Source organism: Mycetocola sp. TRD_SC_2 (assembly GCF_055361225.1).
The window spans coordinates 468,104-482,197 of the sequence record NZ_CM143954.1; the positions used below are offsets into that span (position 1 = coordinate 468,104).

General features: G+C 66.8%; 8 protein-coding genes, 1 tRNA gene, 1 other RNA gene and 1 pseudogene. 8 read left to right on the forward strand and 3 right to left on the reverse strand.

Going from position 1 to position 14,094, the window contains the following annotated elements:
* Positions 1-51: 51 nt before the first annotated feature.
* The 4 genes and pseudogenes from ACWA1Q_RS02340 to ACWA1Q_RS02355 all read left to right on the forward strand — a co-directional run.
* Complete coding sequence (locus ACWA1Q_RS02340) at positions 52-1,926, forward strand: glycoside hydrolase family 127 protein (protein WP_463759196.1); 1,875 nt, start codon at positions 52-54, stop codon at positions 1,924-1,926.
* An 85-nt stretch (positions 1,927-2,011) separates the two neighbouring features.
* The gene (locus tag ACWA1Q_RS02345) at positions 2,012-3,274 is read left to right on the forward strand and encodes a D-arabinono-1,4-lactone oxidase (RefSeq protein ID WP_463759197.1); all 1,263 of its coding nucleotides are present in this window, start codon (positions 2,012-2,014) and stop codon (positions 3,272-3,274) included.
* 288 nt (positions 3,275-3,562) lie between these two features.
* Positions 3,563-4,390: a hypothetical protein gene (locus ACWA1Q_RS02350; protein ID WP_463759199.1), complete on the forward strand. Its 828-nt coding sequence runs from the start codon at positions 3,563-3,565 to the stop codon at positions 4,388-4,390.
* A pseudogene (locus tag ACWA1Q_RS02355) lies at positions 4,387-4,719 on the forward strand (helicase HerA-like domain-containing protein); the annotation flags it as partial. The gene ACWA1Q_RS02350 and the pseudogene ACWA1Q_RS02355, both read left to right, overlap by 4 nt.
* Positions 4,720-4,938: 219 nt before the next feature.
* On the opposite strand, the gene ACWA1Q_RS02360 reads toward ACWA1Q_RS02355, so the two are convergent.
* Positions 4,939-5,754 (reverse strand): aminoglycoside phosphotransferase family protein, encoded by an 816-nt coding sequence (locus ACWA1Q_RS02360; protein ID WP_463759201.1) that lies wholly within the window; start codon positions 5,752-5,754, stop codon positions 4,939-4,941.
* Between the two features lie 37 nt (positions 5,755-5,791).
* Between ACWA1Q_RS02360 and ACWA1Q_RS02365 the strand changes: the two genes are divergently transcribed.
* Positions 5,792-6,376: a GNAT family N-acetyltransferase gene (locus ACWA1Q_RS02365; RefSeq protein WP_463759203.1), complete on the forward strand. Its 585-nt coding sequence runs from the start codon at positions 5,792-5,794 to the stop codon at positions 6,374-6,376.
* On the opposite strand, the gene ACWA1Q_RS02370 is transcribed toward ACWA1Q_RS02365, so the two are convergent.
* Together ACWA1Q_RS02370 and ACWA1Q_RS02375 are read right to left on the reverse strand one after the other, a co-directional pair.
* Complete coding sequence (locus ACWA1Q_RS02370; RefSeq protein WP_463759205.1) at positions 6,373-6,918, reverse strand: hypothetical protein; 546 nt, start codon at positions 6,916-6,918, stop codon at positions 6,373-6,375. The genes ACWA1Q_RS02365 and ACWA1Q_RS02370 overlap by 4 nt on opposite strands.
* A 398-nt stretch (positions 6,919-7,316) precedes the next feature.
* Positions 7,317-7,404: transfer RNA gene (locus tag ACWA1Q_RS02375), tRNA-Ser, on the reverse strand.
* A 119-nt stretch (positions 7,405-7,523) separates the two neighbouring features.
* On the opposite strand from ACWA1Q_RS02375, the gene ffs reads away from it, so the two are divergent.
* The 3 genes from ffs to ACWA1Q_RS02390 all read left to right on the forward strand — a co-directional run bounded on the left by ffs (position 7,524) and on the right by ACWA1Q_RS02390 (position 14,078).
* Positions 7,524-7,620: signal recognition particle sRNA small type (ffs, locus tag ACWA1Q_RS02380), an RNA gene on the forward strand.
* Positions 7,621-7,902: 282 nt separating this feature from the next.
* Entirely contained in the window at positions 7,903-11,487 is a 3,585-nt protein-coding gene (locus ACWA1Q_RS02385; RefSeq protein ID WP_463759207.1) for an endo-1,4-beta-xylanase, read from the forward strand.
* Positions 11,488-11,624: 137 nt separating this feature from the next.
* On the forward strand, positions 11,625-14,078 hold the full coding sequence (locus tag ACWA1Q_RS02390; protein WP_463759209.1) for a phosphoketolase family protein: 2,454 nt from the start codon (positions 11,625-11,627) through the stop codon (positions 14,076-14,078).
* Positions 14,079-14,094 lie beyond the last annotated feature (16 nt).

Genomic DNA, 14,094 nt, shown 5'->3' on the forward strand with positions numbered 1-14,094 from the left:
AGCCCGACCGCCCAGACTGAATATATACAACGTTGTAAACAAAGGAGCGCTATGCCGATTGCTGGTCCCGTCGCACCCCGCACGTCCGAACGCTCGACGCTCGATCCGTTGCCGTTCGACGCCGTCACCTTCACCGGAAACGGGATGCTCGCTACCTGGCAGGAGACGAACGCGCAGGCGACGCTGGCTCACTGTGTCGCCCAGCTGGAGGTATCCGGAACCCTCGACAACCTGCGGGTCGCCGCGGGGCAGAAGCAGGGCGAATTCGTCGGCTTCCAGTTCGCGGATTCCGATGTCTTCAAGGTCCTCGAAGCGATCGGCTGGGAGGCAGGGCGCGGCAACGTCGACGCGCTCACGGGTTTCGTCGACGACACCGTCGCGCTGCTGCAGGCGGCGCAGGAGGATGACGGATATCTCGACTCCCACTTCCAGGTCGCGCGGCCGGATGAGAAGCTGACCGACCTCCGCTGGGGCCACGAACTCTATTGCCTCGGCCACCTGCTGCAGGCGGGCGTCGCGTGGGTGCGCACGACCGGGCGACGCGACATCCTCGAGATCGGGCTCCGGTTCGCGACCCTCGTCGACGAGCGCCTCGGCGCTAGCGGAACGGATGCCGTCGACGGCCACCCCGAGGTCGAAACCGCGCTCGTCGAGGTGTACCGGTTGACCGGGGAGACACGCTGGCTCGACCTCGCCCAGCGCATGATCGACCTGCGTGGGCACCAACTCGTCGGGCCGGACCGGTTCGGCTACGGCTACTTCCAGGACCACGCCCCCGTGCGCGAGGTGGAGGGCGCGACCGGCCACTCGGTGCGCCAGCTGTACCTTGCCGCCGGAGTCGCCGACGCCTACGTCGAGAACGGCGACGACGCCCTGCTCGAGGCGCTCGAACGGATCTGGGCCGACATCCACTCGAGCAAAATGTACGTCACCGGCGGGCTCGGCTCGCGGCATCGCGACGAAGCGTTCGGCGACCCGTTCGAGCTGCCGCCGGACCGCGCCTATGCGGAAACCTGCGCCGCGATCTCGAGTGTCATGTTCAACTGGCGGATGCTCCTCATCACCGGCGAAGGACGCTTCGCCGACGAGATGGAACGAGCCCTGTACAACGCGGTCGCCACCTCGACGACGCCGGACGGCTGCAACTTCTTCTACTCCAACCCGCTGCAGGTGCGCACCCATCGTGACGGCGAACACGAGCAGGCGCCCGCCCGCCGCGTGCCCTGGTACGACTGCGCCTGCTGCCCGCCGAACCTCGCCAGGCTCGTCGCCTCACTGCACTCCTACGCCGCCACCACCCGAGACGGCGCACTCCAGCTGCACCTGTACGAGTCCGGTCGCATCACGCTCCCGGATGCCACGGCCACCGTCACGACGGACTATCCGTTCGACAGTACGGTCCGCATCGATTTCGACGCACCCTTCGAGCACGAGGTCGCTCTGCGCGTGCCCGGCTGGGCTTCGTCGTTCGCGCTCACCGTGGATGGATCCGTAGTCGACCTGCCGGTCAGCGAAGGGTATCTGCGCGTGCAGGGCGGGCGCATCCGTTCAATCACCCTCACGCTCGACATGCCCGCCGTCGTGCGCGAACCACACCCGCACATCGACGCCGTTCGCGGGTGCGTCGTGGTCACGCGCGGCCCGATCGTCTACGCGCTCGAGCAGCCCGACCTGCCCGACGGCGTCGTGATCGAGGACGTACGAATCGATGCGGATGCCGGCGCCACCGTCGACGAAACCGGCTCCGGTTCGCTGACGGTGCGGGTGCGGGGCGCGCAACTCGAGTCGGTGAAGGCCGGGCTGTACCCGGCGCGGACCGGCGGCACGGCTACACTTTTGGACACGATGGACGTGGCACTGGTGCCGTACTACCGCTGGGGCAATCGCGGCCCCGGTGGGATGCGGGTCTGGCTGCCGACGATCTGAGTGCCGGGCGGTTCGCTGCCCGGCTGCCCTCGCCGCATGCGCGAGGTATTCGAACTCCTCGCGCCCCGGCGCACGAAAGGCAACTGTGACATCCGTTCTCGGTACGAACTGGTCCGGCAACTACGCGTATGGCGCCGCCCGCATCGAAGCTCCGGCGAGCGTCGACGCCGTGCAATCCCTGCTCGCGGGTGCAACCTCGGTGCGTGCGATCGGCACCCGGCACTCGTTCAACCCGATCGCCGACTCCGCCGACCTGCTGATCTCGACCGAGCTCTTGCGCTTCGCACCGGTTCTCTCGACCGAGGATCGCACCGTGACGGTGGGTGCTGGCATCCGTTACGGCGACCTTGCCGCCGACCTGCAGGCCGCCGGGTGGGCGCTGCCGAACCTCGCGTCGCTGCCTCACATCTCCGTCGGTGGGGCCATCGCCACGGGAACCCACGGGTCGGGTAACGCTGTGCCGTCGCTCGCGGCGTCGGTTGCCGGGCTCGAGATCGTGCTCGCGTCTGGCGACGTGCTCGAGTTGCGGCGCGGTGACGCGGACTTCGACGGTGCCGTCGTCAGCCTCGGTGCGCTCGGGATCGTCACGCGCGTGACGCTCGACATCGTGCCGACGTTCGACATCGAGCAGTCCGTGTTCGAGGGACTTCCGTTCGCAGCCGTCGAGGAGAACTTCGACGCGATCACCGGGGCCGCCTACAGCGTGTCGATGTTCACCACGTGGCGGAATCCGGATGTTCTCGACCAGGTGTGGCTGAAGCGCCGTGCAGGAGTTGATGTCGCTGCTCCTTCTGGCCTGTTCGGTGCGGTTGCAGCGCCGGCCGACCGGCATCCGCTCCCCGGAATCTCCGCCATCAACTGCACGCCGCAGATGGGTGTCGCCGGTGCGTGGCTGGACCGGTTGCCGCACTTCCGGCTCGACTTCACGCCCTCGAACGGTGAGGAGCTGCAGTCCGAGTTCCTCGTGCCGCGGGCTCACGCCGTCGATGCGCTGCGTGCGGTGCGGTCACTCGCCGACCGGGTTTCGCCGCTGCTCCAGGTCTGTGAGATCCGGACGTTCGCAGCGGACACGCTGTGGCTGAGCGGGGCATACGACACGGATGCCGTCGGCCTCCACTTCACCTGGCTCAAGAAGCAGCCCGAGGTCGAGGCATTGTTGCCGACACTCGAGGCTGCGCTCGCGCCGTTCAGCGCGCGACCGCACTGGGGAAAGGTTTTCACGCCCGATCCGCAGTTGCTCGAGCGGGTGTACCCGAGGCTGGGGGACTTCCATGCGCTTGCGGCCCGGCTCGACCCGTCGCGCGTGTTTGTGAACGAGTTTCTGGAGCGGACGGCTCTGCCCCGCTGAAGCCCTGCTCATGCGTCCTCGTGCTTGTGCGTGCGTTGTGCTTCGGGAGGAAAATCGTCGGGGGTCCGGGGGTCCGGGGGTCCGGGGGTCCGGGGGTCCGGGGGTCCGGGGGTCCGGGGGTCCGGGTTGGGTGTGTGCAATTGCGGAGTTTCGGCCCGGTTCGGGCCTGAAGGGCGCGGTTTCGGGCCGGATGGCGCGTTTTCTCCGACGTCGGTCACGGGCACCATACGAATCGAGCGACCGCGCAAGCACCGGCCGGCCCGAACGGCAGGTGGATAGGCTCGACCTATGAGCGATGCTGCCGACCCGACCGACCCACTCGCCGCCGCACGGGCCGAAGCCGCCGCCCTGGCCGCAGCAGCTGGGCAAGCGCAGGCCGCAGCAGCCGCCGCCCTCCAGAGGCTCGAGGATGCCGCGGCAGCAGCCAGGGCCTCCGCTGAAGCGCAGGCCGAGGTGACGGCCGCGAAAGCGACCGCCGACGGCGAGGCCGCGACGGCCGCTGCCCGCACGGCAGCGGACGCAGCGACAGCGGCAAAAAACCGGTCCACGGATGCCGCGGCGACCGCCGCCGCCGACGCGACCGCCACCGCGAAAGCCGCGGCGGACTCCACCGCCGTCAGCGCACGGGAATCCGCCGAAGAAGCTGCAGCCGCAACAACGGCTGCAGCCATGCGGTCGTCAGAAGCTGCCGTCGCGCAGCAGGTACAGGACGCTGGGCCCGAGGTCGCCCCGTCGGCGACAGATGCCGCCGCCGAACCACCCTCCACCGATGGGGTGCGGGGTGCAGAAACTGTGACGGACACCGCGGACACACCGGCACACGCGGCTCCCGCCGATGAAGCGGCCGCGCAAGCCGCGGCCGATGCGCTGACGAACGCACAGTCCGCCGCGGACGCGAGTGCCGTTCTTGCCAGCGAGTCCGCCGAACACTCAGAAACGGCAAGTGCATCCGCGGCGGCGGGTTCCACGCATACTGCGGCGGAGTCAGCGCAGGCGGCAGAGTCAGCCGCGTCCACCGCAGCGAGTGCACCGGAGTCCGAAGCACCCGACGTCGGACCTGCAGCGACCGCACCCGCAGCACCCGCAGCACCCGCGGCACCCGGGGCATCCGGCTGAATCGCACGCGGGGGATCGGCCAGGACTGGACACCCGAAGCGTTTCCCCTCGAATACTTCTCACTCGGAGGCGTCGGCAAGGGTGTTCCGATCCGTGCGACGATTGCCGGCTTCGGGCCGATCCTGTTGAGCAAAGTCCTCGGACTCAACAACACGCAGGAGTCCAGCCTCGGCCTCGTCTTCCACTACGCCGATCGTGCCGGACTCCCGCTCCTCGACCTCACCGACCTGCGCGCCGTACTCACGTTCCTCATCAGCGACGAGGGCAAGGCAGAACTCAAGGAGCTCGGCGGTCTCTCCAGCGCAACCGTCGGCGTCATCCTCCGCGAGAGGTGCTCGGCTCCCGGGCGACGAAGACGATCCTCACCGGGGTCGTCGAGGGCATCTTCGGAACCCGCCGGCGGCGCTAGCGGGGGCGGGCGCCCGACGTCCGCTCATGCCGCGCTGGGGCGTCCGGCTGAGACAAGGACATCGTGCCGACATAAGGATGCCCTGGCTCGATTCATCCTTCCCCCGGCGCTGTTTCCTTGGCTCGGTTCGCAACCCTGATCACCGAACCCCGAGCCGCGCCTCCGCGAGTGCACCGATTCGCAGAACCCGCCGCTCCTCGTCGGCGCGGCCGTCGTCGGCGAACCAGCTCGCGCTCAGCGCTGTCCACGCCACGGTCCACTCCAGCAACTCCCGCTCGGGTATCGCGGCGAGCTTGCAAATGAGCTCAACCCGCCGATCGAACCGGGACTCAGCCAGCTCCGGGTCCGGATTGCAGAGGATGTTCGTGTAATCGAAAACCCGGTCGCCGACGAGGTACTTAGGGTCGATCGCGAGCCACCCGCGCGTACCGAAGCCGAGCACATTGCCGTGGTGCAGGTCACCGTGGAGCACCACAGAGCGCCCGCCACGAGCGATCAGGCGCCGGGCGAGGTCGGCCCCTCGCCTGTACGGGCCGTCGCTCCCGGCACGCGCGAATAGTGCCCGAAACCACACGTCGAGGCCAACCAATCCGCTCGGCCGCCTCGAAAACCCCCGGTCGGATGCCGCGTGCAGCGTCTCCGCGACACCACAAAGAATGCGAGTGGCCCGGTCGTCATCCGCCGCCGAACCTGGTGCGAGCGACGCGCCGCCCTCCTCGAGGACCGCCGCGTGATCATCGAGTTCGAGCACGCGAGCGGCGCCGTTGCCGTTCCACCACGCCAGCAGGCGGCATCCGTTCGCTTCTTCTTCGATGCGGGCGACCTTGAGCATCGCGCGCTCGCCGCGGTGCACGACCGGCTGCAGGTGCGACGACGGTGTCGAGAATGCCGCTCCGGCGGGCGTCAAATGCCACCGCCGCAGGTACTCCTCGGGCGTCGCGGGGTTCCAGGTCATGGGGGCAAGCCTAGAAGACCTGCGTAAACTCGGCCGGATGATGCGCATTCGCCCGTACACACCCGCCGACCGTGAAGCGATCGCCGACATCTGCGTGCGGACCGGCGACAGCGGGCAGGATGCCACGGGGCTGCACTCGTCGGACGGCCTCCTTCCCGACATCTACGCCCTGCCGTACGTCGACCGGGAGCCCGAGCTCGCCTTCGTGGTCGACAACGGTGAGCGGGCGGTCGGCTACATCCTCGGGACGGCCGACACCCGCGCATTCGCCGAGTGGTTCAGCGCCGAGTGGTGGCCGAAAGCAGCAGCGCGATATGACGCCGATGGGTCCGACAGAGAGCTGCTCGTGTCCGCCGCCGACCCGAACCGGATGCTTATCGCAGCCGTCGACGACTACCCGGCGCACCTGCACATCGACCTCCTGCCGGAGGCGCAGGGACAGGGTTTCGGTCGCACGTTGATCGAGACGCTTGCCGCGGCGCTTGCCGAGCGAGACATCCGTGGTCTGCACCTTGTGGTCGGAACAGTCAACACGAACGCTCAGGCCTTTTACCGGCGGGTCGGATTCACCGAACTGGCAGCGGATGCCGGGGGCGTCACTCTGGGCAGGAAGCTGGTCTAGGGCATCCGGCGCGGTCGGCGTTCGAACCAGTAGAGCATCTCGGGTCGCGTCGCCTGCAGCTCGTCGAGCGTGACCGGGTGATCGACGTGCTCGATCGGCGCCATGGTCAGGTGCGATGCGATGCGGTTGATGCCGTTGCGTGACCAGTACTCCCCGCGCATCCGCACGAGCGGATGGCCCGAGTCATCGAGCACGAACATCTGCAACCGGGATTGCGACGCCATGGTGCGGTGCATCTCGAGCATGATGACGCGGCCGATGTCTTCGAAGGGCACGCGAGTGGTTCCCCAGAAAAACCGGTGTTCGACCAGATGGGTCGGGGTCACGGTGATCCGCACACGCAGGTAGCGGATGATCGAGTAGATCAGAAAGGCGATGACAAACGCCTGCGCCGCGGCGACCCACACCCAGCCACCGGTCGGAATGGTGAGCCAGTACAGAGCGAGCAGCACGGGCACGCTCAGCGCGAGCACCGCCGCGATGCCCTGGGCAAGGAGCCCCTGGCGAACGCGAACGGACACCACCACTTTGTCTTCGGTCATACTCGTCACGTTGCGCCCCCGCCTCGGATTTTATTCTGGCGCATGAATCGAGTCGCGCATAGCCACCTGTTGGGGGACCACCCGCATGGGTGCGGAGCGGAGCGCGTGTTTCGGCTGTCCCAAATGCCGGATTCCGGCGGGTATTTCCGGCATATGGGACGGATGAAGGGTGAGCGGATGCCACGGGGCCCGTTCACTTGTCGCTAATGCTGGTTAATCGGCGCTCTTACTTGCGTTAGCGACAACTGAACGGCGGGCGGATGCTGCGGGGCGCGTTCACTTGCCGCTAACGCTGGTTATTCAGGGTTTTGCGGTGCGTTAGTGACAACTGAAGTGTGGTTCGGCCCCGCTAACGCGGAAACGCCCACCGTTTTCCGGTGGGCGTTTCTGTTTTTCGTTGGCGGAGAATGGGGGATTCGAACCCCCGAGGGCGTTAACCCAACACGCTTTCCAAGCGTGCGCCATAGGCCACTAGGCGAATTCTCCTGGCCGGATCCAACGCTCACACGTTTTCAACCTCAGCTATCCTATCGTGCTTGCGAGGAGCATCCGACCGCACCCGATCGTGCACGCACAACACCTCTCCCTGATGTCGTAGAATGGATGCTGGCTCCTCGCGTGGCGCCATCCAGGCCAACTCCCCCAGGACGGAAACGTAGCAAGGGTAACCGGGCTCTGGCGGGTGCGCGAGGAGTCTTTTACTTTTAACCGCCGCTCCGGCGGGACCGCCCTTCGACGCGGTCGCCGAGCGACCTTGCTCAGGAACCACCCTTCGACGCGGTCGCGAGCCGCCCTCGCGCGCGCCCTCCTTCGGGGGTTGTCGAAAGTTTGTGGGTCTTGACAACAAAAGTGGCGTCGACATAGGCTGCGAGCAACTCACGGGATTTCGACTTTGCTGTCGAAACTTTCGAGAAGTCCGTCAGGTGCAGACGGCATCCGTTCCGCACCGCAAAGCAGTCTCGCTTTTCCACGCAAAGGAGCGTCATGAGCGTACGATCCCTGTCCCGCAAAATTGTCATAGGAACCCTGGCCGCAGCGCTTTTGGTCCCGGCGCTGACATCCCCGGCCGCAGCAGCGGAACCGGAAACCCTCGTCACCACCGACTTCGAAGACAGCACACTTGGCGGCTGGGAGTCGAGCGGCGAAGCCGCACTCACCTACGTCGCAGACGAGGAGGGCGGCACCGTTCTTCGTGTCGGCGATCGCGCGAGCGACTTCAGCGGCATCCAGACCCCCGCCGGGTTCTTCGACACTCTCGAAGCTGGTGACACCCTGACCTTCTCAATGCGAGTACGGCTCGCCGACGCTGATGCGGCACCCGCCGACGTGCGCTTCGTCATGAAGCCCGATTACAGCTGGATCGGCAACACGACGATGTCTGCCGACGCCTGGACCACCGTGACCGGCTCGTATGTGATCCCCGCGGGAGCGGATGCTTCGGCGCTGCAGGCTTATCTCGGCACGGCCGATTCCGCCGACAGCTCGCCGTACAGCTACCTCGTCGACGACATCTCGATCTCCGCCCTCCGCACGGAAGAGCCGACTGATCCGACCGACCCAACTGATCCGGCCGACCCCGGCGAGTCCGACCTCTCATCGCTCAACACCGGATTCGAGGACGGCCTCGGCGCCTGGGTTCCCCGCGCGGACGCGGCGGGCGAAGCATCCGTCACGATCACGACCGACGATGCTCACAGCGGCACCCAGGCGGCACTCGTCTCCGAGCGCACCTCGCAGGGGCAGGGACTCGGCCACGACGTCACCGGCATCCTGCTCCCCGGCCAGACCTACGAAGTGTCGGCCTGGATCAAGTTCGCCGATGGTGAGCCAGCGGGCGATGTCTGGCTGAGCCTCGCACGCACCGCGGGTGAGACGACGAGCTACGGAACGCTCGGCCAGTTCCCGGGCATGTCGAACAGCGCTTGGGTGCAGGTGACCCAGACCTTCCAGATGGGTGAGGCCGACTCAGCATTGCTGTACTTCGAGACCGCGTACAACGGCGGCAACACGTCGTCGTTCCTCGTGGACGACATCAGCGTGACCGTCCCCGCCGGGGGAGAGGTCGAGGACATCACACCGATTCAGGACACGGTGGACTTCCCGGTCGGCGCAGCCATCGACAGCCGCGAGACCACCGGAAACGCCGCTGAACTGCTCACGCGGCACTTCAACCAGGTCACCGCCGAGAACTTCATGAAGCCGGAGGCCTGGTACAACGAGGCCGGCGAATTCACGCCTCACCCCGAGGCCGACACGCTCATGCAGTTCGCGCAGGACAACGACCTCGCTGTCTACGGCCACACCCTCGTCTGGCACTCCCAGACCCCGGCGTGGTTCTTCCAGGACGACGCCGGTGTCGCGCTCACGACGAGCGCCGCCGACCAGCAGATCCTCCGGGACCGCATGCGCACGCACATCTTCAACGTCGCCGAGCACATGTACGACACCTACGGCGCCTTCGGAAGCGACACCAACCCGCTCAACGCGTTCGACGTTGTCAACGAAGTCGTCTCGGACGGCAACGAAAACGCCGACGGTCTGCGCCGCAGCGAGTGGTTCCGCATCCTCGGTGAGGACTTCATCGACCTCGCGTTCCAGTACGCCGACGAAGCCTTCAACGACGAGTACGCCGCCGCAGGCGCTGACCGCCCGGTGACGCTGTTCATCAACGACTACAACACGGAGCAGAGCGGCAAGCAGGTCCGGTACCGCGCGCTGATCGAACGGATGCTCGATCGCGGCGTTCCGATCGACGGCGTCGGCCACCAGTTCCACCTGAGCCTGTCGACCCCGGTCGACTCCCTCGAGACCGCCCTCGCGGCGTTCTCGGACCTCGGGCTCCTGCAGGCCGTGACCGAACTCGACGTCACAACGGGCACCCCGGTGACCCAGGCGAAGCTTGTCGAGCAGGGCTACTTCTACCGTGACGCGTTCCGCATCTTCCGGAACTACGCCGACGAGCTCTTCTCGGTGACGGTGTGGGGACTGACCGACGGTCGCAGCTGGCGCAACAGCTCCGGTGCACCGCTCGTGTTCACCGACGCTCTCGTTGCGAAGCCCGCCTACTACGGCATCGTCGACGCTGAGCTGCCCGCCCGGTTGCGCACCGCGAATGTGTTCCAGGGCGACGTCACTCTCGACGACGACGCAACGACGGCACTCGAGTGGGAGCAGCTCCCGCTTCAGCAGATCGAGCAGAGCGGCGAGTTCCAGTTGCGCTGGCAGCCCGACCACCTGAGCGCGTTCGTTCACGTGACCGACGCCGCCGCCGACTCGGTCGAGTTCGCCTGGGGCGACGAGACCGCGACCGTCAACCGCGACGGCTCGGGTGATGTCGATGCCGTCGTCACCGAAACGGATGCCGGATTCAGCGTGGTCGCGCACCTCCCGCTCGACGCGGCAGCACAGGGTGACACCGTCGAGTTCGACGTTCGCATCTTCACCGATGGAACAGCCGCCGGCTGGAACTCGGCGAGCGCTGTCGGAACACTGACCCTGCTCGAACCGCTCTCCTACGTTGAGGTTCTCGAGACCGGAACAGCACCCACGATCGACGGCGACGTCGACGAGGTGTGGGCCGAAGCCGGGACGATCGAAACGGGCAAGCAGGTCGAAGGCACGGCGGGAGCATCCGCTGAATTCAGGACGCTCTGGCGAGACAACACGCTGTACCTCCTCGCCGAGGTCACCGACCAGGAGGTCGACGTCTCAGGATCCGACCCGTGGATCCAGGACTCCGTCGAGATCTACGTCGACGCAGGCAACGTCAAGAACGGTTCCTACCGCTACGACGACACGCAAATCCGTATCAGTGCAGACAACGCTGTGTCGTTCGGAACCGGCGATGAGCCGTTCCAGCGGGCCCGCGTCGAGTCAGCGACGACTCGCACCGATGGCGGCTACCTCGTCGAGGTCGCGGTCAGCCTGCTCGAGTACGGCGGCGAGGGATCGTTCCACGGTCTCGACGTCCAGGTCAACGACGCATCCGACGGTGCCCGCACCGGCATCCGCAACTGGGCAGACCCGTCAGGCGCCGGCTACCAGTCGACCGCCCGCTGGGGTGTCGCCCAGCTGGTGTCGGCCGTGACCGGAACCGAGCCGCAGATCTCGCTGTCTCCTGGCAGCGTCGCAGCGGGCGGTGACGTCGATGTTCAGCTCACCGGATTCGAGGCCAACACCGAGGTCGACCTGATGCTGCGCAACCCGGCCGCAGCAGGGTTCGCCCTCTTCGCGGTCGCGGCACCGATCGAGCTCACGACGGTTGTGACCGATGCCGCCGGCGCGGCATCCGTGCAGGTCACCATTCCTGCCTCGGTCGAAGCGGACGCGTATGAAATCGCTGCGCTCGTCGACGGAGAGACGATCGCCGCGGCATCCCTCACCGTGACAGCGGCTGCGGGCGGGCCAGGGTCCGACCCGGGCGCTGAACCCGGTGCCGACCCGACCGGAGCTGACGACCTCGCCGACACCGGAGCCAACATCGCTGGCTGGCTCTTCGTCGGGCTGATGCTCCTGCTCGGCGGAATCGTGCTGATGCGCAAGCGCCACGCGGCGCGGATCGGCGGCTAACTCCCGACGAATTCACCCGTTCCGGACGAAAACACTCGGCATACCGCGTGTTCTTGGCCGGGACGGGTGTTTTCGTGGTCCAGGCGGTTCCAATCCATGCCTATCGGCACCTGCACTGTGCTCCCTAGGATGAGGCCATGGCTCCGACGACGGTAGATCAGGACACCCTTGCCCGCATCGACGCCTGGTGGCGGGCGGCGAACTACCTCTCCATCGGGCAGATCTACCTGCTCGACAACCCGCTGCTCCGCAAGCCACTCACCGCCGACCACATCAAACCCCGGCTCCTCGGGCACTGGGGAACGACGCCGGGCCTCAACTTCGTCTACGCCCACCTCAACCGGGTGATCCGCGAACGGCAGCAGGCGATGCTCTACATCGCCGGCCCAGGCCACGGCGGACCAGGCATGGTGGCCAACGCCTACCTCGAGGGAACGTACTCCGAGGTGTACGCGCGAGTCAGCGAGGACGAGCAGGGACTGCGCCGGCTGTTCCGCCAGTTCTCGTTCCCCGGCGGCATCCCGAGCCACGTCGCTCCGGAGACACCCGGGTCGATCCACGAGGGTGGCGAGCTCGGCTACGCGCTCAGCCACGCCTACGGTGCCGCTTTCGACAACCCCGACCTTCTCGTTGCGGCTGTCGTCGGCGACGGAGAAGCAGAGACCGGCCCGCTCGCCACGAGCTGGCACTCGAACAAGTTCGTCGACCCGCTGCAGGACGGTGTCGTGCTGCCGATCCTCCACCTCAACGGATACAAGATCGCGAACCCGACGGTGCTCGCCCGCATCCCCGAAGAAGAACTGCTCGATCTCATGCGCGGCTACGGCCACTCGCCGTACATCGTCTCGGGTGGGTTCGACGGGGAGGATCCGATGCTCGTCCATGCCCGCATGGCCGAAACGCTCGACACGATTCTGGACGAGATCGCCGAGATCAAACGCACCGCCGCCGAACAGCAGGCGGCGGGGGAGGGCGTGACACGACCGCGCTGGCCGATGATCATCCTCCGCACCCCCAAGGGCTGGACCTGCCCGGCAGAGATCGACGGGCAGCCGGTCGAGAACACCTGGCGCGCCCATCAGGTCCCCCTCGCCAATGCACGCGACACGGATGCTCACACGCGCGTTCTCGAGGACTGGTTGCGCACCTACCGTCCCGACGAGCTCTTCGACGACGACGGGCGTTTGGTCGACGACGTCGCCGCCCTCGCACCGGACGGTGACCTGCGGATGAGCGCGACACCGCATGCCAACGGCGGGCGGATGCGACGCGAGCTCGACCTTCCCGACTTCCGCGACTATGCCGTCGACGTTGATCAGCCGGGCGGATCCACCGCGGAGTCGACGAAGGTTCTCGGCACCTGGCTCGCCGACGTGATCGCCGAGAACCCGCACAATTTCCGGATCTTCGGGCCGGACGAAACAGCATCCAACCGGCTCGCCCCCGCCGTCTACGAACACACGGGCAAGCAGTGGAACGCGGGCATCCTGCCGGTCGACACGAACCTCTCCCGAGCCGGCCGCGTGATGGAGGTGCTGAGCGAACACCAGTGCCAGGGCTGGCTCGAGGGGTACCTGCTCACCGGTCGGCACGGGCTGTTCAACTGTTATGAAGCCTTCATCCACATCATCGACTCGATGTTCAACCAGCACGCCAAGTGGCTCAAAACGTCGCGCGAAATCCCGTGGCGGCTGCCGGTGTCGAGCCTCAACTACCTGCTGTCGAGCCACGTCTGGCGGCAGGACCACAACGGGTTCAGCCACCAGGACCCCGGTTTCATCGACCACGTCGTCAACAAGAAAGCCGACGTCGTCCGGGTGTATCTTCCGCCGGATGCCAACACCCTCCTCTCGACCTATGACCACGTTCTCCGGTCGGTCGACTACGTCAACGTCGTCGTCGCCGGCAAGCAGCCCCAGGCGAACTGGCTCAGCATGCCCGACGCCATTGCTCACTGCACCCGGGGTCTCGGCATCTGGGACTGGGCCGGAACCGAAAAGGACGGGACCGAACCCGATGTGGTTCTCGCGTGCGCCGGTGACGTGCCGACCCTCGAGACGCTCGCGGCGGCATCCATTCTCCGGAAGCGGCTGCCGGAGCTGAGGGTGCGCGTCGTCAACGTGGTCGACCTGATGAAACTGCAGAGCGAACATGAGCACCCGCACGGACTGTCGGCCGCGGAGTACGACACCATTTTCACGACCGAGAAACCGGTGATCTTCGCGTATCACGGCTATCCGTGGCTCATCCATCGACTCACCTACAAGCGCACCGGGCACCACCACCTGCACGTGCGCGGTTATAAGGAGGAGGGCACGACGACGACACCGTTCGATATGGTCATGCTCAACGACCTTGACCGCTACCGGCTCGTCATCGACGTCATCGACCGGGTCCCGCACCTCGCCGCCACATCGGCGGCGCTTCGGCAGGACATGCAGGACGCCCGGCTGCGCGCCCGCCAGTACACGCGGGACCACGGGGAAGACATCCCAGAGGTGGCGAAATGGCGGTGGGAAGGAGTCGGAGATGGCCTGTCGCAAGAAGACGCCCAGGAACGCGTCGACGAGACGGGCGGAGATAACGCCTGACGTTTTCTCAGATCGC